Raw genomic sequence first — 18,397 nt, forward strand, 5'->3', positions numbered from 1 at the left:
CCACCGCCGTCGCACCCCCGACGTTTGTCACGAACCCCCACGGGAAGGCCCCAGCATGCGAGCGACAGTCATCTACGGCGCCGGCGACGTCCGGGTCGAGACGGTGCCGGACCCGAAACTGGCCGAGCCGACCGACGTCGTGCTGCGGGTCGTGCGGTCGTGCATCTGCGGCAGTGACCTCTGGCCGTACGCCGGCATGCAGCCCAGCGAGCGCGGCCGCCGGATCGGGCACGAGTTCCTCGGGGTCGTCGAAGAGACCGGCGCCGACGTCACCACGCTCAAGAAGGGCGACCTCGCCGTCGCGCCGTTCGTCTGGTCCGACAACACCTGCGAGTTCTGCCGCGAAGGCCTGCAGACTTCGTGTCTGCACGGCGGCGGCTGGGGCGCGAAGGGCGTCGACGGCGGCCAGGGCGAGGCCGTGCGCGTGCCGCAGGCCGACGGCACCCTCGTCAAGCTCCCGCACACCGACGACGACGCCCTGCTCGCCTCGATGCTGACGCTGTCGGACGTCTTTTCGACCGGTCACCACGCGGCGGTCAAGGCGGGTGTCCGCGCGGGGCAGAACGTCACGGTGATCGGCGACGGCGCCGTCGGCCTCTGTGCCGTGCTCGCGGCGAAGCGGCTGGGCGCCGACCGGATCGTCCTCATGGGACGCCACCAGGCGCGCACCGACCTCGGCCGCGAGTTCGGCGCCACCGACGTCGTCGCCGAACGCGGCGAGGAGGGCATCGAGAAGGTGCGCGAGCTGACGAACGGCCGCGGAACGCACGCCGTCCTCGAGTGCGTCGGCACGCTCGGCGCGTTCGAGATGGGTGTCGGCGTCGTCCGCGCGGGCGGCGCGGTCAGCCGGGTCGGCCTGCCGCAGTACGAAGACGCGCCCGTCGGCGTGGGCGTGTTCCGCCGCAACGTCACCGTCACCGGCGGCGTCGCCCCGGCGCGGCACTACATCCCGGAGCTGCTGCCGGACGTCCTCGACGGCAAGTACCAGCCGGGTCGTGTCTTCGACCGGACCATCGACGTCGAGGGCGTGCCGGACGGTTACCGCGCGATGGCGGCCCGCGAAGCGCTGAAGGTGCTCATCAAGCCGTGACCCGTCCGGGTGGGGGTCGCCCGGCGCGCCCCCATCCGGATTACGTTGGTACGCATGGACATGATCACCCCCGAGCCGCGCCCCGCCTGGATCGCCGGCCGCCCCGAGCCGGGCGCCACCACCCTCGTCGTGCACCACCCGTACGACGGCAGCGAGGTCGCCACGGTCGCCGTGCCCGGGCCGGAGCAGGTCGAGCGCGCGGTCACCGCCGCCGTCTCGGTCGCCAAGGAGCTGCGCCGCACCCCCGCGCACGTGCGCGCGGGCGCGCTCGAGCACGTCTCCCGCGGGCTCGCCGCGCGGGCCGAGGAGATCGCCGAGGTGATCACGGCCGAGAACGGCAAGCCGCTCAAGTGGGCCGAGGCCGAGGTCAAGCGCGCGGTGTCGGTGTTCCGCATCGCCGCCGAGGAGGCGCGCCGGTTCACCGGCGACGTCCAGCGCCTCGACACCGACCCGGCGGGCGAGGCGCGGCTGGCGCTGACCCGCCGCGTCCCGCGCGGGCCGGTGCTCGGCATCGCGCCGTTCAACTTCCCGCTGAACCTGGTGGCGCACAAGGTGGCGCCGTCGCTGGCGATCGGCGCGCCGATCATCGTCAAGCCCGCGCCGCGGACGCCGTTGTCGGCCCTGATCCTCGGTGAGCTCCTGGCCGAGACGGACCTGCCGGAAGGCGCGTTTTCCGTGCTGCCACTGGGAAACGAGGAGACGCAGGCGCTCGTCGCCGATTCGCGGCTGCCCGTCGTGTCGTTCACCGGCTCGGGCCCGGTCGGCTGGTCGCTCAAGGACGCCGCGCCGCGCAAGCACGTCGTGCTGGAGCTCGGCGGCAACGCGGCGGCCGTCGTGCTGCGCGACTGGCCCGACCCCGAAGGCGCCGCGCACCGCATCGCGACCTTCGGCAACTACCAGGCCGGGCAGTCCTGCATCGCGGTGCAGCGGGTGATCGTGGACGCCGCGATCGCCGACGAGTTCGTCCCCGCATTGGTCGAGGCCGTCGAAGCGCAGCGGACCGGCGACCCGTACGACCGCAACACCGACGTCGGCCCGGTCGTCGACGAAGCCGCCGCCGAGCGGATCGTCGCGTGGGTGGACGAAGCCGTCGCGGCGGGCGCGAAGGTGCTCACCGGCGGCACCCGCGACGGCGCGACCGTCGCCCCCACCCTGCTCACCGACGTCCCGCCGGACACGAAGGCGTGGGCCGAGGAGATCTTCGGCCCGGTGCTCGCGGTGTCCGTTGTGGACGGTGTGGACGAGGCGTTCCGGTCGGTCGACGAATCCGCGTACGGCCTGCAGGCCGGGGTCTTCACCACCGACGTCCAGCTGGCGTTCCACGCGTCGGCGGAGCTGGAGGTCGGCGGCGTGATCATCGGCGACGTCCCGTCCTACCGCGCCGACCAGATGCCCTACGGCGGCGTGAAGGGCTCCGGCGTCGGCCGCGAAGGCGTCCTCGCCGCGATGCACGACCTGACCGAGGAGCGCGTCACGGTCTTCACCGGCATCGACCTCTAGGACTGGACGCTCTGCCCGAACCGGAAGACGTTGAAGGGGTCGTACTTCTTCCCGACCTCCTGCAGTCTCTTGGCGTTGTCGCCGTAGTAGGCGGTCTTCCAGTCGGGCAGGGCGGGGTCGATGTAGTTGACGTACCCGCCGCCCGCGCCCGCCGCGGCGAGGCCCGCGACGACGTCGCCGACGGACTGCTCGACCTTCGAGCGGTTCTTCGGCGTCGCCGGGGCGTAGACCTGGACGCTCGCGAGCGCGTCGCGGTGCCAGAACGCCGTCGCGTCCTTCGCCGGTTCCGCGACCTTGCCGCCGAGGCCGTCGATGAGCAGGTCCGTGCCGGGCCTGCCGTCGGCGAGTGCGACGACTTTGGCGGCGTCGACCGGGCTGGTGATGATCCGCGAGGACGCGATGAACGACTGCCGCGCCGAGCTGCCGGAGAAGTAGTTCATGGCGCCGAGGTAGTCGAAGCTCTTCACCGTCCGCTGGGTCGGCCGGGCACCGGTGTTGGTGACCAGGTTGTTGAGCAGCGTGTTCAGCCCCGACGCGCCGCCGACGTAGCAGCCGCCGACGCGGCACTGGACCGGCGAGCCGCCCGAGAGCACCAGGTTCGCCCACAGCTCCGGCGGCATCGCGGCGATCCACTGCTGCCACGCCGTCAGCACGTCGGCGGCCGACCCGGCCGGGAAGTGCAGCGAGAACACCGTCAGGTTCGGGGCCGGGTCGGTGTCGAAGGTCAGCTCGGTGACGATGCCGAAGTTGCCGCCGCCCCCGCCGCGCAGCGCCCAGAACAGGTCCGGCTCGGAGTCCGCGGACGCCGTCAGCACCGTGCCGTCGGCCGTCACGACCTGCGCGGAAGCTAGGTGGTCGCAGGTCAGGCCGTACTTGCGGGAGAGCACGCCGATGCCGCCGCCGAGGGTCAGCCCGGCGATCCCGACGGTCGGGCAGGACCCGGCGGGCAGCGCGCGCCCGGCCCGGCCGAGCGCGGCGTAGACGTCCTTGAGCTTCGCGCCCGCGCCGATCACGGCCTTGTCGCCCTGGATGTCCACTTTGTTCAGTGCGGCCACGTCGATGACCAGGCCACCCTCGGGTACCGAGTAGCCGGCGTAGCTGTGGCCGCCGCTGCGGGCGGCGATGGTCACGCGCCCGGCGGCCGCCTTGACGCAGGCCTGCACGTCCTGGACGGTCGCCGTCGCCGCCACGGCGACCGGGTTGTTGGTGTCGAAGAGCGGATTGAACGCGTGGCTGGCCGCGTCGTAGCCGTCGGCGCCCGGGCGCAGCAGGCCGCCGGTCAGCTGGGTGCGCAGGTCGTCCCAGTTCGGCGGGCCCGTGGGCAGCCGCGTGGCGGGCGGCCCGGACGTCGTCGCCGGGGGCGCGCTCGTCGAAGCGGCGGGCGCCGAGGGACTGCCCGGCCCGCACGCGGCGGCGACGGCACCGACGGCCGACACACCCGCCACCCGGAGGAACGTCCTTCTGTCCACGTGGTGGAGGACGTGCGGCCGTCCGGGTGGTTGCGCCAGGTGGTGCTCACTGTCCACAGCGGACTCCCTCGGCCCGTGGGTCGCTCGGATCCGGCCAGTCTAGGTCGGCGCGCCCGCCCAAGGTGGACACGGCACCCGGCGGCGCGGCGTTCAGGACCAGGCCGGGATGCGCGGCACGGAACCGCTCAGCGCGGACCCGTCGGAGCGGCCGCTGAGCCAGGCCAGCAGCTCGCCTTCGGTGCCGGTGACGGTCTCGCCGGGCGCGGCACCCATCGTCCACTCGAACCCGCCACCGGCCAGGCGAAGCGCGGGCAGGTGCGCGGCACGCGAGGTGATCGCGTGCTGCACGACGTCCTCGGTGAGCGGGCCGAGCAGGCCGCACACGCGGTCGAGGTCGTAGCCGCGGTCGAGGTCGGCGAGGTGGATGGTCAGCTCGGAAAGCCGCATCCGCACGATGACGGCCCCGGTGACCGGCTGGCCCTGCCGGTTGCGGGCTTCCCGCGCCCAGGCGTCGTCCGGCATGGCGGCGGCGTACTGCTCGAACCGCCCGGCGGAGGCGACGAAGTCGGCGAGGATGTCGGCGGCCCCGCGCTGGGCCCCGGCCTCGATGTCGGCGTCGCGGGCTTCGGGACTGGGGTACATCGGTGTCTCGACCCCGGTGTTCGCCCAGGTCAGCAGGTTGCGCAGGCCATCGGCGTTGCGCGCGAGGTGGGCGAGGACGTGCGCCCGCGACCAGCCCGGCAACGCGCTGGGCGCGCGCAGTTCGGGCTCACCGAGGGCACCGATGGCCCTGGCCCATTCGTCGTCGAGCTTCCGTACCCCGTCGAGCAGCGCGTGCGCCTTCTCGGATGCCGTCGTCACGGCCTCGATCTTAGGACCGCCGAAGGGCCGCGGGGGCCGCCGCGGGGACCGCCGGGTTCTTCGGGGCCACCGGCTCCAGCCGGACGTACGACGCCTCCTGCGCGGGCCGCTGGTCCGGCTCGCCCTTGTTCGGCCAGAACGAGAACGCCCGCTCGGCCTGCGCCGTGATCGTCAGGGACGGGTTCACGCCGAGGTTGGCCGTGATCGCCGCGCCGTCCACCACCGACAGGCCCGGGTAGCCGAACACCCGGTGGTACGGGTCGATGACGCCCTCTTCGGCCGTCGCGCCGATCGGGACGCCGCCGATGAAGTGGGCCGTCAGCGGGATGTCGAAGATCTCGCCCCACGTGCCGCCCGCGATGCCGCCGATGTGCTCGGCCGTGCGCTCGTTCGCCTCGTGCCCCGCCGGGATGAAGCTCGGGTTCGGCTCGCCGTGGCCCTGCTTCGACGTGTACTTGCGCCGCCCGAACAGGCCGCGCTTGGTGTACGTCGTGATCGAGTTGTCGAGGCTCTGCATCACCAGCAGGATCACCGTGCGCTCGGACCAGCGGTAGCCGTTGAGCAGCTTCGCCGTCTGGACGGGGTGCTTGACCATGAAGCTCACGGCCTGCCGCCAGCGCGGCACCGGCGAGGCGCCGTCGGTCGCGATCGTCTGCAGCAGGCTCATCGCGTTGCTGCCCTTGCCGTAGCGGACCGGCTCGATGTGGGTGTTCTCGTCCGGGTGGATCGACGACGTGATCGCGACGCCGCGGCTGAAGTTGCGACTCTCGTCGACCTCGGTGCGGGCCGCGCCGATGATGGCCTCGGAGTTGGTGCGGGTCAGCTCGCCCAGCCGCCGCGACAGCTTCGGCAGCGTGCCGGTGTCCTTCATCTTGTGCAGCAGGTTCTGCGTGCCCCAGGTCCCGGCGGCGAAGACGACCTTCTCGGCCGTGATCGTCGTCCGGAACTTCTTCGACGTTGTCCCGGTCTTCTTGAGTGAGACCTCGTAGCCGCCGTCGATCGGCCTCACCGACGTCACCGTGGTCAGCGGGATGACCTTCGCGCCGTCCTTCTCCGCCAGGTACAGGTAGTTCTTGACCAGCGTGTTCTTCGCGCCGACGCGGCAGCCGGTCATGCAGGAGCCGCACTCGGTGCAGCCGACGCGCTCCGGCCCGGCGCCGCCGAAGTACGGGTCCTTCACCGTCTCCCCCGGCTTGCCGAAGTAGACCCCGACCGGTGTCGGGTGGAACGAGTCGGCGACGCCCATGTCCTTCGCGACCTCGCGCATCACGACGTCCGACGGCGTGATCGTCGGGTTCGTGACGACGCCGAGCATGCGGCTCGCCTGGTCGTAGTGCGGCGCGAGCTCGGACTCCCAGTCGGTGATGTGCGACCACTGCTTGTCGGCGTAGAACGGCTTCAGCGGCCGGTAGAGCGTGTTCGCGTAGACGAGCGACCCGCCGCCGACGCCGGCGCCCGCGAGCACCATGACGTCGTTGAGCATGTGGATGCGCTGGATGCCGTAGCAGCCGACCTGCGGCGCCCACAGGTAGCGTTTGAGGTCCCACGACGTCTTGGCGAACTCGTCGTCGGCGAACCTCCGCCCCGCCTCGACGACGGCTACCCGGTAGCCCTTCTCGGTGAGCCGCAGCGCCGCCACGCTGCCGCCGAACCCCGACCCCACCACGACGACGTCGTAGTCGAGGCCACCCGCACTGGTGGTGGTGTTACTGGCAGTCACACCTGGAGCGTAACCCGGGGTTCGCGTCCTGACCAGAGGTAAGTTACTGGCCAGTCACCCTTCTGGACGCTTTGATCGACCGCGGCGGTGGGTATTCACCAAGGTGCTCGATGTCCGCGTCGGCGAATCACCGCGGGCGGGACACGATTTCGGGGAGACCACGATGAGCCTGCGAACGCTCACCGGGTGGCGCAAGTCGAGCCACAGCCACTTCGAAGAGAACGCCTGCGTCGAGATCGGCACCGGACCCGGTGTCGTCGGCGTGCGGGACACCAAGCAACCGGCGCCCCGCCCCGTCCTCGTCTACTCCGCGACCGCGTTCGCCGCGTTCCTCGAGCACCTCACCGCCGGACGGTGAGGCCCACCCGCTGGAACTCCTTGAGGTCCGAGTAACCCGTCTTGGCCATGGCGCGGCGGAGCGCGCCGAAGAGGTTCACCACGCCTTCCGCGTCGGACGACGGCCCGAACAGGAGGGTCTTGAGGTCGACGGCGTAGTCCGGCCCGGCCGCCACGCGCGAGCGCGGCAGCGACGGGTGCGCGGCCGCCGCCGTCCAGTACAGGCCCTGGCCGGGCGCGTCCGACGCGGCGGCCAGCGGTGAGCCGAGCATGACGGCGTCCGCGCCACACGCGATGGCCTTGGCGATGTCGCCCGACACCGTCATGCCGCCGTCGGCCAGGACGTGCACGTACCGGCCGCCGGTCTCGTCGAGGTAGTCGCGGCGGGCGGCCGCGGCGTCGATGATCGCGGTGGCCATCGGAACACCGATGCCGAGCACGCGGTCGGTGCTGGTGACGCCCGGCGTGTAGCCGTGGCCGACGATGACCCCGGCCGCGCCGGTGCGCATGAGGTGCATGGCGGTGCGGTAGTCGCTGACACCGCCGGCGATCACCGGGACGTCGAGGCGGCCGATGAACTCCTTGAGGTTCAGCGGCTCGGCGTCGCGCTGGACGTGCTCGGCGGAGATGATCGTGCCCTGCACGACGAGGATCTCGACGCCGGCGGCGATCAGGTCCGGGGTCAGCTCGGCGGCGTGCTGCGGGCTGACGCGCGCGGCCACGGTGACGCCGGATTCGCGAACGGTCTTGATGGCCTCGCTGAGCAGGTCCAGCCGGATCGGCGCTGCGTGCAGCTCCTGCAGCACGCGGCCGACCGCGGTCGGGTCTTCGAGGTCCTCGGCCGCGCGGACGAGCTGGAAGATGGCGTCCTCGACGTTGGCGTGCCGCGCCCAGAGGCCTTCGGCGTTGAGCACGCCCAGGCCGCCCAGCTCGCCGACGGCGACGGCGGTGCCGGGCGAGACGATCGCGTCCGTCGGGTGCGTGACGAGCGGCAGGTCGAAGCGGTAGGCGTCGATCTGCCAGGAGGTGGACACCACCGAAGACGACCGGGTCCGCCGCGACGGCACGATCTCGACGTCGTCGAGGTCATACGCCCGCCGCGCGGTGCGGCCCATCCCGATCTCGACCAGGTCCCGCACGTGAAGCCTCCTCCGACGACGACAATCTGCCGTGCCCCATTGTCGCTAGTCCGCGTGGGTGACCCGCGCACGGGGTCCGGGACCAGCACGCGGACCCGCCGTTGACGGCTTGCCAGCACCCCAAGGCGGCCTTGGTTGCGTCTGACGCACCGAAGGCCGCCTTGGTTGCGTCTCACGCACCGAAGGCCACATTGGGGCGCTCGGGACCGGCTCACACCCGCACGAACACCGCCACCGGGGCCAGCACCGCGCCCAGCGCGAGGGCCAGCCAGGTCGCCACCGGCGGGTACACGTTCAGCCGCACCGCGCCGAAGTACACCGCGCCCAGCGCGAGCAGTGCCGCCACGATCGACAGCACCGGGCGCACCACTCCCGGCCGCAGGTCGACGACCCCGCCGCCGGCGCGCAGGTAGGCGATGCTGCCGTCCGCCGTCGAGATGTCGAGCGCCACCGGCTGGCCCGCGGGCAGGTCGAGGCCGGGGCCGACCGCCGTGACGCGATAGTGCCCGCTCCCCGCGTCGACGCCGATCGTGTGGCTGAGCGCTTCCTCGTCGCCGCCGACCGGGAGCGCTCCCCGTTCGTGGGACGTCACGTGCCCCTCGACGCGGTACGTGGGCGCGTCGCGGCCGGCGAGCGCCTGGCACATCAGGCACACGATCCCGCCCAGCAGCAGGGACACCACCGCGACGGCCGTGAAGAACACCTTGCGGAGCACGCGCGCGAAGCGGCCGGCCGTCATGCCCTTCAGTGCACACCACGATGGCCACGCAAGGCGATAGACCGATTACCGTAAGCACGCTAGGTCACGGAAACTCAGAAGGAGACCTTCGCCACGGAGTCCGAACGCAGTACGGATTCCTGCTGGAACTGCTTTTCGTAGTCACCGCGGAGCTGTTCGATCTCGCGTTCGGCGTCCCGGTCGGCGAACGGGTACAGCAGCACGATCACGTGCGTGTGCTCCCGCACGATCGTCCCGGATCCGCCGCGCCACTGGCCGCTGCCGTCGAGCCGCGTGAAGCCGTCCGGGAACGCCGGGGTGATCTCCCGCTCGGTGAACGCGGCGAACTCCGCGTCGGTCACCTCGGTGCCGTCGGGCTTGCCGGTGCCGAAGAACAGCTCCGTGCGCTTCCAGATCTCCCCCGGCGACTGGACCTGCGCCGGTGTCGCCGACGTGTCGGCCGACGCGGCGACGCCGCCGCCGAGCCCCAGCACCGCCGCGGCGGTCACGGCCACCACCGTCCGCCGGGAAATCGCCATCCTGGTCATGGGCCGAGTGTCACGGCCCACGACCAGGCGGCGGAACGACCGGAAGGGCGGACTAACGCGTGGTGTAGTTCGGCGCCTCGACGGTCATCGTGATGTCGTGCGGGTGGCTCTCCTTGAGCCCGGCCGCGGTGATCCGGACCAGTTGCGCTTCCTGCAGCTGCGCGATGGTCTCCGCACCCGCGTAGCCCATGCCCGCGCGCAGGCCGCCGACCAGCTGGTGCACGACGTTCGCGAGCGGCCCGCGGAACGGGATCCGGCCCTCGATGCCTTCGGGGACCAGCTTGTCCTCGTTGAGCACGTCGTCCTGGGCGTAGCGGTCCTTCGAGTAGGACTTGCCCTGGCCGCGGGACTGCATCGCGCCCAGCGAGCCCATGCCGCGGTAGACCTTGAACTGCTTGCCGTTGACCAGGATCAGGTCGCCCGGCGACTCGGCGGTGCCGGCGAGCAGGCTGCCCAGCATCACCGTGGACGCGCCGGCCGCGATGGCCTTCGCGATGTCGCCCGAGTACTGGATGCCGCCGTCGCCGATCACCGGGATGCCCGCCGGGCGCGCGGCCAGGTCGGCTTCGTAGATCGCCGAGATCTGCGGGACGCCGACACCCGCGACGATCCGGGTGGTGCAGATCGAGCCCGGGCCGACGCCGACCTTGATGCCGTCCGCGCCCGCGTCGACCAGCGCCTGCGCGCCCGCCCGCGTCGCGACGTTGCCGCCGACGATGTCGACGGCGTCGCCCAGCTCCTTCTTCAGCAGCGAGACCGTCTCGACGACCGCGCGGGAGTGGCCGTGCGCGGTGTCGACCATCAGGACGTCGACCCCGGCGTCGGCCAGCGCCATCGCGCGCTGGTGCCCGTCCGGGCCGACGCCGACCGCGGCGCCGACGATGAGGCGGCCGTCCGGGTCCTTCGTCGCCTTCGGGTACTGCTCGGTCTTCACGAAGTCCTTGACCGTGATCAGGCCGCGGAGCTTGCCCGCGCCGTCCACGATCGGCAGCTTCTCGATCTTGTGGCGGCGCAGCAGCCCGAGCGCCGCGTCCGCGGAGACGCCGACCTGGGCGGTGACCAGCGGCGCCTTCGTCATCACCTCGGACACCGGGCGGCTGTGGTCGACCTCGAACCGCATGTCGCGGTTGGTGATGATGCCCACCAGCGTCCCGGCCGCGTCCGTCACCGGCACGCCGGAGATGCGGAACTTCGCGCACAGGGCGTCGACCTCGGCCAGCGTCGCGTCCGGCGAACACGTCACCGGGTCGGTGACCATGCCGGCCTCCGAGCGCTTGACGACCTCGACCGCGGCGGCCTGCTCGTCGATCGGGAGGTTGCGCTGGAGCACGCCGATGCCGCCCTGGCGGGCCATGGCGATCGCCATCCGCGCCTCGGTGACGGTGTCCATCGCGGCGGAGACCAGCGGGATGCCGAGGGTGATGTTCCGGCTCAGCCGGGTGCTCGTGTCGACCGTGCTGGGCACGACGTCCGATTCGGCCGGCAGCAGCAGCACGTCGTCGAAAGTCAGGCCGAGCATGGCGAACTTGGCCGGAACGGGGGCGGTGGTGCCGTCGCTGGTCATAGCGGGTGAAGGGCCTTCCTGGCGCGGGATGAGCGGGGTCGCTGTGGCGACTCGGAGCCTTCTCCTCATGATATCCGCCGCGTGGCCCCGCCCCGGGTGGTGGGCGAGCCGCGGGGACCGCCCGGTACCGTGCAGGCCGTGGCGCATGATGTCCTGCCTCCAGACCCGTTCGCGGACGACCCGGACGACCCGGCCCGGGCGTTCCTCGTCGACGAGGACCGGCTGGACGAGCCGATCAGCGACCAGGAACGCACCGAGCTGCTGGCCGACCTTTCGGATCTGGCCGTCTACCAGGCCCTCCTCGAACCCCGCGGGGTGCGCGGGATCGTCGTGGACTGCGGTGAGTGCGACGAACCGCACTACCACGACTGGCACCTCCTGCGCGCCAGCCTCGAGCAGCTGCTCGCCGACGGGCGGATGCGCCCGCACGAGCCCGCCTACGACCCGAACCCCGGCGACTACGTGAGCTGGGACTACTGCCGCGGCTTCGCCGACGGCGTCACGGCCAACGAAAGCGCCTACTGAACCCGCGAAAAAGCCCTGGTGAGTTTGCTCACCAGGGCTTTTCCGTGTCCTGAGTCCTACTGGCCTTCGCCGACGCTCTGGCCTTCGCCCGCCTCGCTGCGCCCGGTGTTGGTGCCCGGGTCGTTGCCGCTCGCGGCGGTCGTGCTCGGCGGCGGCTCGGTGGTCGGCGGCGGCGGTTCGGTGGTCGGCGGCGGGGGCGTCGGGGTCGGCGTCCCGCTGCCCGGCAGGCTGGTGGTGCCGCTGCCGCTGCCCGGGATCGACGTCGCCGAGCCGGCCGGCGGGACCTGCGTCGACGACGCGCCCGGCGGCACCTGCGGCACCGAGGTCTGCGTCGGGCCCTGCACCGGCGCTTCCGGGTTCTGCAGCTGCGCGGCGAGCTGCCGGTGCTGCTCCATCAGCTGGTCGCGGTTGTCCTCGTCGGAGACCTGCGACAACGCGGCCTGAGCGTCCTGGAGGGCCTGGCGGGCGGCGTCGAGGTTGCCGCCGGCGATGGCGAGATTGGCCTTCTCGAGGTCGAGCTTCGCGTTCGCGGCGGCTTCGACCGAGCGGGTGTGGTCGGCGTAGAGGACCTTCGCGAGACCCCAGAGGGTGTCGCCGGGTTGCGCGGAGCGCGCGGCCAGCCCGGTCCCGGTGAACGCGATCGCCAGCACGGCGGCGGCGACGGCGACGGGGACGAGCAGCCTGCGGCGGCGTCCGCTCGCGGAATGCCGCTTCGCGAGAGCGGCGGTGTTCACGGTGCGCACAGCGGTGTCGACGTCGACCAGTTCGGCCAAGGGCTCGCTGTCGATGTCTCTTCGCCACGCCACCAGCAACGCGTTGAGCTCCTGGTCGCCGAGACCGTCGGCCAGCGCCGGGTCGGACCCGCCGAGCGCGTCGAGCAGCGCGTCGTCGGCCTGCACGGCCGACAGGTCGGCGGCGAACTCCGCCTCCGACGCCGACAGGCCACTGCCGAAGACGTCCTCCGGCTCGAAACCCTTCTCGTGACCGGTCACTCAGATCACCTCCTCCGCGGCCAGGACCTTTCTCAGCCGCGCGAGGGCGCGGTGCTGGGCGACGCGGACGGCGCCGGGCGTGGAGCCGACCGCGTCCGCGGTCTCCTCCGCCGACAGGCCGACGACCACGCGGAGCACCACGATCTCCCGCTGCTTGTCCGGCAGCACCTGCAACAACTGGGACATCCGCTCGTTCAGCTCACCTTGCAGCGCCCGCTGCTCGGGGCCCACCCCGCCCTCGATCTCGTCGGGGATCTCGGCCACCGGCTCGGCCCGGTTGCGGGCGGCCGCGCGATGCGCGTCGGCCACCTTGTGCTGAGCGATCCCGTAGACGAACGCCAGAAATGGGCGGCCTTGGTCGCGGTACGAGGGCAATGCCGTTAGCACCGCGAGACACACCTCCTGCGCAACATCGTCCGCCGAAGCGAACGATCGCTCCTGCCTGCCAACCCGAGCGCGGCAATACCGCACTACCAGCGGACGGATAGCAGCCAGCAGCCGCTCCACTGCCTGGGGATCTCCCTCGACAGCAGCGGCGACCGGCTCATCCAGTCCATCCCCCACATTGGCCATCGCAGACAACAGTCCCAGTGTTACGTGTAGGCGTGCAAAGAGTCCGGCTCGTGGATCGCCTCCACCACGCGCCGGGTGACCGCTACCGTACCTGCGGCCCGGTCCGGGCCGGCGCGCGCGGTGTTCCCCGGCGCGCCGCGGCCACGTGAGCCGCGAAAATACGGATTACCCTGCGGGTCCGCGATCGAGGTCGCCCATTCAACGAGCGAGCGGCGTCGCGGGTACGAGATCCGCGGGGAAGACGGGGTTCGAGGCGGGGATCCGCCCCGGAGGCTGCCTCTGAGGGCGCCGGAGTGTGATGGGGACCACACAGGTACGGGCCAGGGCGGAGTGCGCCCTGGCCCGTCGTCACCTGTAAACCGGCCGTGTCAGGAACGGGGAGAGCGACAGGTCAGCTGACCAGGCCGCGGCGGAAGCCGTGGGCCACGGCCTGCGCGCGGTCGCGCACGCCGAGCTTGCGGAACAGCCGGCGGGCGTGGGTCTTGACCGTGTCCTCGGACAGGTACAGCTCGCGGCCGATCTGGCCGTTGCTCTTGCCCTGGCTCATCCCGCGGAGCACCTGAAGCTCGCGCTCGGTCAGCTGGACGCCCGGGTCGGACGGCTGACGGGGCGCGGGCACCGAGGTGCTCGCGAGGGTGTGGGCCAGCGCGGCGACCAGCTCCGGCCGGGACGCGTCCCAGCGGAGGTAGCCGCGGGCACCGCCGGCGATGGCGGCGGCGATGCTGCCGGCGTCGTCCGGGGCGCCGAAGACGATGACGTTCGCCTGGGGGTTGGCCGAGACGAGCCGCCGGGTGGCTTCGACACCCGTCGGGACCGCGCGCTGCGTCCCGACCAGCACGACGTCGACGGGCTGACGGGAGTACCGGGCCAGCAGCTCGTCACCGTGCGCTACGCAGTCGATGCGACTGACCCCAGGGACCGCGGACATCACTCGGGTGAGCCCTTCACGGACACTGCGTCGGTCGTCGCAGATCAAGACCGTCGTCACGGGGTTTCCTTCCTGCAGCCGGGTGACATTCCACTTCCCCTATCGGACGCTTTAGCCCGAACCTTGACACGATCCGGTGGCTTTTTTTGAAACTTCTTAGCCCGGATGCCGGAACACCCCATTCCGACGGCTCAACCACCCGGGACGGGGACCCATGGTGATTCCCCCGCAACCCTCCTCCCGCAAGGATCTGCGTTTCGTAACACTGCGTGCAACACCTCCGCCACTCTGAATCGATACTCCTCGGCGTGTCCTGGGCGCAGGTCGGCGGCGACGAGTGCCGCCGGCCACAAAAGTGAAAGCAGTTCGCATTCTTCCGCGGTGGCCATCGCCTTTCCGACAAGAGCGTCCGAAATCTCCCGGTGATCGGGAGCACCGGCGGCCCGCAGGGCCACGGCCAGCACAATCCCGGATTTCACGGCGTGCCGCCGAGCGCCCCGCGCGACGGCGGTTTCGAAGGCGAGTTCGGCATGCGGGACAGCGGCGGCGCCGTGACCTGCGGCGAGCTCGATCTCGGCCCCGACCCAGCCGCCCCGGACGGTGGCCCGCCACCGTGCGTCCTCGCGGGAGGCGCGGGCGGCGAAGCGACGTGCGGCGGTGAGGCGGCCGAGGGCGAGGTTGTCGGCGGCCAGGCCGAGCAGGGCGTCGGCTCGGGCTCCGGCGGCGTCGAGGCCGTCGGGGTCGGTGGTGGCCGAACCGAACAGGGCTCCGGCGGCGTCGAGGCCACTGGGGTCGCCGATGGCGGCCGAACCGAGGCGATCCGATTCACCGTCGCCCTCGAGCGCGGCGGCCGCACCGGCCGAAGCCCGGCCTACCTCCGCCGAGCCCTGGCCGCCGTCCGCGACCTTCGCGAACGCCTCGCCGTCCAGTGCGCGGGCCTGCCGGTGGCCGCCCAGCTGCCGACGGTGCGCCCCAAGCGTGCTGGCGGCCAGTGAGGCCGTCACCGGGTCTCTGTCGCGCCGGAGGACATCCAGGAGGGCCGCCGCGGCCGCGTACCGGCCCTGTGCGCCCAGCACGATCGCCGCGAGGAGCCGTTCGCGCGCGGTGTCGCCGCCCCGCGTCGACGCGGGGTCGGGCAGTGGCTCGCCCCCGAAGGCGGCGGCCCGGAGGGCGGCTTCGTGCACCCGACCTTTCTAGCGGGTCCCACCGACAGAAACCATGATCGAATCCGCCGAGGCGCCTACCGGCGCGTGCCCACCAGGACGTGCTCGATGCGGTCCGCCGCGCCCGGCAGGTCCGTGAGCAGCTCGACCTTGTCCGGCAGCGTCGCCGGGTCCCAGCCCGGCCCGCACGCGAACAGCCTGCTCCGCTGCCGTCCCCGCGACACGCGCGCGAACAACCGCGTGTCCGCCACCCCGCGCCGCTGCGCCCACAGCACCACCGCCGCCGGCGCGCTCCGGCGCACCGCCACCGCCAGGACCTCCGCGGGCAGCGGCACGCCGAACAGCTGCGCGCCGATCCGCCGTCCCGCCAGCGACGCCGCCAGCGCGTACATCGGCATCGAGTCCCGTTCCTCCGGGACGCAGCCGAGCAGCACCGGGCGCGTGTTGCGGGGCTCGTCGAGCACCGGGGTCGCGCGCACCAGCGCCGCGAACACGCACTCCGCCAGCAGGTACTCGACCTCCGCGCCCGCGCTCGCACCGCGCCAGCGTGCGCCCAGCGCCGACAGCACCGGCTCGATCACCCCCGTCCACGCCGGGAGCACGCCGAGCTCGGCGATCGTGTCCGCGAGCATGCGCTGCACCGCGCCGACGTCCATCGCGAGCGCGGCCGTGCTCAGACGGCGGGCCAGGCGGGACCGGACTTCGTGGCCGTCGTCGGCGGCCTCGGCCTCCGGGGGCTCCTCGGGCTCCTCCGGCTGCGGCGGCCCGGACCGCGGCATCTGCTCGAGGGCGTAGCGCGCGGCTTCGGCGGTCGACGCGCCGCTCAGCAACGCGCGCTGCATCAGTTCGAGCCTGCCGATGTCGGAGCTGCCGTAGCGGCGGTGGCGGCCGTCGGTGTGCCGGCTCGGGCCGAGCCCGTAGCGGCGGTCCCAGGTTCGGAGGGTGGACGGGGCGACCCCGAGCCGGCGGGCGACCGAGGCCACCGGCAGGGTGGGTTCTTCGGTGCCCGACCCAGCTCCCACGAGCCTCAATATCCAGGCACTCAGCGGAGTCGGCAACCGGAGGCGAAACCCCTGCTCACACATCCGGGGGATGCCTAACGGCTGAATCGAACCGAATCGCTTGAACAACTATTGGCGCGCTTCTAACGTTACCGCCGTTGCACCGAATGGAGTATCGGCACCACAGCAGAGCAGCTAGCGGCATCGACCGAATGACGGAGGCGGTCAGGATGGCAGACACGCGCAGGCTCCCAGGACCCAACGCCGACATGTGGGACTGGCAGCTCGAAGGGTCGTGCCGGGGGATGGACAGCGCGTCCTTCTTTCACCCGGACGGCGAGCGCGGCCCGGCGCGGGCACGGCGGGAGGCCAGGGCCAAGGCCGTCTGCCTGAGCTGCCCGGTCTTGGAGATGTGCCGCAGCCACGCGCTGGCGGTGCACGAGCCCTACGGCATCTGGGGCGGGCTCTCGGAGTCCGAACGCGAGCACATCATCAAGGCCGACAAACGCGCGCTCAGCATGTCCGGCGGCTGAGCGCCCACAGACATCGGAGGGCGGCACCGGGTGGGGTGCCGCCCTCCGTGCTTTCCGGGAAACGAAGAAACGGGGCGGCACACGAAGTGCCGCCCCGTTTTCGGTGAAGCGTCAGTGCGAGTGGCCGTGGCCCGCCGCGGCGGGCTCCTCCTCGACCGGCTTCTCGACCACGGACGACTCCGTGGTGAGCACCAGCCGGGCGATGGAGGCGGCGTTCGCCACCGCGGACCGGGTCACCTTGACCGGGTCGACGATGCCGGCGGCCAGCAGGTCGGTGAGCTCGCCGGTGGCGGCGTTGAAGCCCTGCCCCCAGCTCTGCTCCTGCACCTTGTTGACGATGACCGCGCCCTCGTGGCCCGCGTTCGTCGCGATCCAGAACAGCGGGGCGGTCAGGGCGTCGCGCACGATCTTGACGCCGGTCGCTTCGTCGCCCTCGAGGCCGAGGAAGCCCTCGAGCTCCTTGACCGCGTGCACCAGCGCCGAGCCACCGCCGGGCAGGATGCCCTCCTCGACGGCCGCCTTGGTCGAAGCCACGGCGTCCTCGATGCGGTGCTTGCGCTCGTTCAGCTCGGTCTCGGTGGCCGCGCCGACCTTGATGACGGCGACGCCGCCGCCGAGCTTCGCGAGCCGCTCCTGCAGCTTCTCGCGGTCCCAGTCGGAGTCGGTCGTCTCGATCTCCTTGCGGATCTGCGCGACCCGCCCGGCGATGGCGTCGGCCGTGCCGCCGCCGTCGACGATCGTGGTGTCGTCCTTGGTGACGACGATCCGGCGGGCCTTGCCGAGCGCGCCGAGGTCGACGTCGGACAGCTTGCGGCCGATCTCCGCGGAGATGACCTCGCCGCCGGTGACGACCGCGAGGTCGTCCAGGAACGCCTTGCGGCGGTCGCCGAAGAACGGCGCCTTGACCGCGACGGCGGTGATCGTCTTGCGCAGCGAGTTCACCACGAGGGTGGACAGCGCCTCGCCGTCGACGTCCTCGGCGATGATCAGCAGCGGCTTCTTGGCCTCGACGACCTTCTCCAGCACCGGCAGCAGGTCGGCCAGCGCCGAGATCTTCTCGCGGTGCAGCAGGACGTAGGCGTCCTCGAGGATCGCCTTCTGCTCCTCCGGGTTGGTCGCGAAGTGCGCCGAGAGGAAGCCCTTGTCGAACTGGACACCCTCGGTGATCACCAGCTCGGTCGCCAGGGTCGACGACTCCTCGATGGTGATGACGCCGTCCTCGCCGACCTTCTCGACGGCTTCGCCGAGCAGGGCGCCGATGTTGGCGTCACGCGAGGTCACGGTGCCGACCTGGGCGATGTTCTCGCGGCCCTTGACCGGGGTGGCCTTGGCCTTGAGGACCTCGATGACCTTCTCCGCGGCGGCTTCGATGCCACGGCCGATCGAGGTCGGGTTCGCACCGGCGGCGACGTTGCGCAGGCCGACCTTCACCAGCGACTGCGCGAGCACGGTCGCGGTGGTGGTGCCGTCGCCGGCGACGTCGTTGGTCTTGGTGGCGACGCTCTTGGCGAGCTGCGCGCCGAGGTTCTCGAACGGGTCGTCGAGCTCGATCTCACGGGCGACGGTCACGCCGTCGAGGGTGATGGTCGGGCCGCCGAACTTCTTGTCGAGCACGACGTGGCGACCACGCGGGCCGAGGGTGACCTTGACCGCGTCGGCGAGCTTGTTCACCCCGCGCTCGAGCGCGCGACGAGCGTCCTCGTCGAAACTGATCTGCTTGGGCATGGCGTGTTCCGC

Annotated in this window: 18 protein-coding genes; 5 read left to right on the forward strand and 13 right to left on the reverse strand. The window is 72.0% G+C overall.

Annotation, left to right across the window (positions count from 1 at the left end):
- Nucleotides 1-55 precede the first annotated feature (55 nt).
- Nucleotides 56-1,090 (forward strand): zinc-dependent alcohol dehydrogenase family protein, encoded by a 1,035-nt coding sequence (locus QP939_RS08715; RefSeq protein WP_285456104.1) that lies wholly within the window; start codon nucleotides 56-58, stop codon nucleotides 1,088-1,090.
- A 54-nt stretch (nucleotides 1,091-1,144) separates the two neighbouring features.
- Nucleotides 1,145-2,590, forward strand: a complete 1,446-nt coding sequence (locus QP939_RS08720; RefSeq protein ID WP_285456105.1) for an aldehyde dehydrogenase family protein — start codon at nucleotides 1,145-1,147, stop codon at nucleotides 2,588-2,590.
- Here QP939_RS08720 and QP939_RS08725 read toward each other — a convergent pair.
- The 3 genes from QP939_RS08725 to QP939_RS08735 all read right to left on the reverse strand — a co-directional run bounded on the left by QP939_RS08725 (nucleotide 2,587) and on the right by QP939_RS08735 (nucleotide 6,640).
- Nucleotides 2,587-4,116, reverse strand: coding sequence for an FAD-binding oxidoreductase (locus QP939_RS08725; protein ID WP_285456106.1), 1,530 nt, complete (start codon nucleotides 4,114-4,116; stop codon nucleotides 2,587-2,589). The two genes, QP939_RS08720 and QP939_RS08725, sit on opposite strands and share 4 nt — an antisense overlap.
- 93 nt (nucleotides 4,117-4,209) lie before the next feature.
- Nucleotides 4,210-4,920, reverse strand: a complete 711-nt coding sequence (locus QP939_RS08730) for a maleylpyruvate isomerase N-terminal domain-containing protein (protein ID WP_285456108.1) — start codon at nucleotides 4,918-4,920, stop codon at nucleotides 4,210-4,212.
- Nucleotides 4,921-4,930: 10 nt separating this feature from the next.
- Nucleotides 4,931-6,640 (reverse strand): GMC family oxidoreductase, encoded by a 1,710-nt coding sequence (locus QP939_RS08735; RefSeq protein ID WP_285456110.1) that lies wholly within the window; start codon nucleotides 6,638-6,640, stop codon nucleotides 4,931-4,933.
- Nucleotides 6,641-6,803: 163 nt separating this feature from the next.
- Between QP939_RS08735 and QP939_RS08740 the strand changes: the two genes are divergently transcribed.
- Nucleotides 6,804-6,998 (forward strand): DUF397 domain-containing protein, encoded by a 195-nt coding sequence (locus QP939_RS08740; protein ID WP_285456111.1) that lies wholly within the window; start codon nucleotides 6,804-6,806, stop codon nucleotides 6,996-6,998.
- On the opposite strand, the gene QP939_RS08745 is transcribed toward QP939_RS08740, so the two are convergent.
- The 4 genes from QP939_RS08745 to guaB form a co-directional block, all read right to left on the reverse strand.
- Nucleotides 6,982-8,115: a GuaB3 family IMP dehydrogenase-related protein gene (locus QP939_RS08745; RefSeq protein WP_086672826.1), complete on the reverse strand. Its 1,134-nt coding sequence runs from the start codon at nucleotides 8,113-8,115 to the stop codon at nucleotides 6,982-6,984. The two genes, QP939_RS08740 and QP939_RS08745, sit on opposite strands and share 17 nt — an antisense overlap.
- 211 nt (nucleotides 8,116-8,326) lie before the next feature.
- A complete protein-coding gene (locus tag QP939_RS08750) occupies nucleotides 8,327-8,854 on the reverse strand; it encodes a hypothetical protein (protein ID WP_285456113.1) in 528 nt (175 codons plus the stop codon).
- A gap of 74 nt (nucleotides 8,855-8,928) precedes the next feature.
- Nucleotides 8,929-9,381: a DUF3574 domain-containing protein gene (locus tag QP939_RS08755; protein WP_285456115.1), complete on the reverse strand. Its 453-nt coding sequence runs from the start codon at nucleotides 9,379-9,381 to the stop codon at nucleotides 8,929-8,931.
- Between the two features lie 52 nt (nucleotides 9,382-9,433).
- Nucleotides 9,434-10,945: an IMP dehydrogenase gene (guaB, locus tag QP939_RS08760; RefSeq protein WP_285456116.1), complete on the reverse strand. Its 1,512-nt coding sequence runs from the start codon at nucleotides 10,943-10,945 to the stop codon at nucleotides 9,434-9,436.
- Between the two features lie 129 nt (nucleotides 10,946-11,074).
- Between guaB and QP939_RS08765 the strand changes: the two genes are divergently transcribed.
- On the forward strand, nucleotides 11,075-11,470 hold the full coding sequence (locus QP939_RS08765) for a DUF5319 domain-containing protein (protein WP_285459698.1): 396 nt from the start codon (nucleotides 11,075-11,077) through the stop codon (nucleotides 11,468-11,470).
- A 56-nt stretch (nucleotides 11,471-11,526) separates the two neighbouring features.
- Here QP939_RS08765 and QP939_RS08770 read toward each other — a convergent pair whose 3' ends face one another.
- From QP939_RS08770 to QP939_RS08790, 5 genes are all read right to left on the reverse strand, one after another.
- Nucleotides 11,527-12,462, reverse strand: coding sequence for an anti-sigma-D factor RsdA (locus QP939_RS08770; RefSeq protein WP_285456117.1), 936 nt, complete (start codon nucleotides 12,460-12,462; stop codon nucleotides 11,527-11,529).
- On the reverse strand, nucleotides 12,463-13,035 hold the full coding sequence (locus QP939_RS08775; protein ID WP_072474704.1) for a sigma-70 family RNA polymerase sigma factor: 573 nt from the start codon (nucleotides 13,033-13,035) through the stop codon (nucleotides 12,463-12,465). It abuts the gene before it with no gap.
- Between the two features lie 391 nt (nucleotides 13,036-13,426).
- On the reverse strand, nucleotides 13,427-14,023 hold the full coding sequence (locus QP939_RS08780; protein WP_003073605.1) for a response regulator transcription factor: 597 nt from the start codon (nucleotides 14,021-14,023) through the stop codon (nucleotides 13,427-13,429).
- Between the two features lie 131 nt (nucleotides 14,024-14,154).
- Nucleotides 14,155-15,147 carry a hypothetical protein gene (locus QP939_RS08785; RefSeq protein ID WP_285456125.1) on the reverse strand — a complete coding sequence of 331 codons (993 nt, stop codon included), beginning with the start codon at nucleotides 15,145-15,147 and terminating at the stop codon, nucleotides 14,155-14,157.
- 56 nt (nucleotides 15,148-15,203) lie between these two features.
- Complete coding sequence (locus tag QP939_RS08790; RefSeq protein ID WP_414641734.1) at nucleotides 15,204-16,109, reverse strand: MerR family transcriptional regulator; 906 nt, start codon at nucleotides 16,107-16,109, stop codon at nucleotides 15,204-15,206.
- Between the two features lie 230 nt (nucleotides 16,110-16,339).
- On the opposite strand from QP939_RS08790, the gene QP939_RS08795 reads away from it, so the two are divergent.
- Nucleotides 16,340-16,660: a WhiB family transcriptional regulator gene (locus QP939_RS08795; RefSeq protein WP_277991888.1), complete on the forward strand. Its 321-nt coding sequence runs from the start codon at nucleotides 16,340-16,342 to the stop codon at nucleotides 16,658-16,660.
- Nucleotides 16,661-16,771: 111 nt separating this feature from the next.
- On the opposite strand, the gene groL is transcribed toward QP939_RS08795, so the two are convergent.
- Complete coding sequence (gene groL, locus QP939_RS08800) at nucleotides 16,772-18,385, reverse strand: chaperonin GroEL (protein ID WP_285456127.1); 1,614 nt, start codon at nucleotides 18,383-18,385, stop codon at nucleotides 16,772-16,774.
- Nucleotides 18,386-18,397 lie beyond the last annotated feature (12 nt).

The organism is Amycolatopsis nalaikhensis (assembly GCF_030264295.1).
GTDB classification, from domain to species: Bacteria; Actinomycetota; Actinomycetes; order Mycobacteriales; family Pseudonocardiaceae; genus Amycolatopsis; species Amycolatopsis nalaikhensis.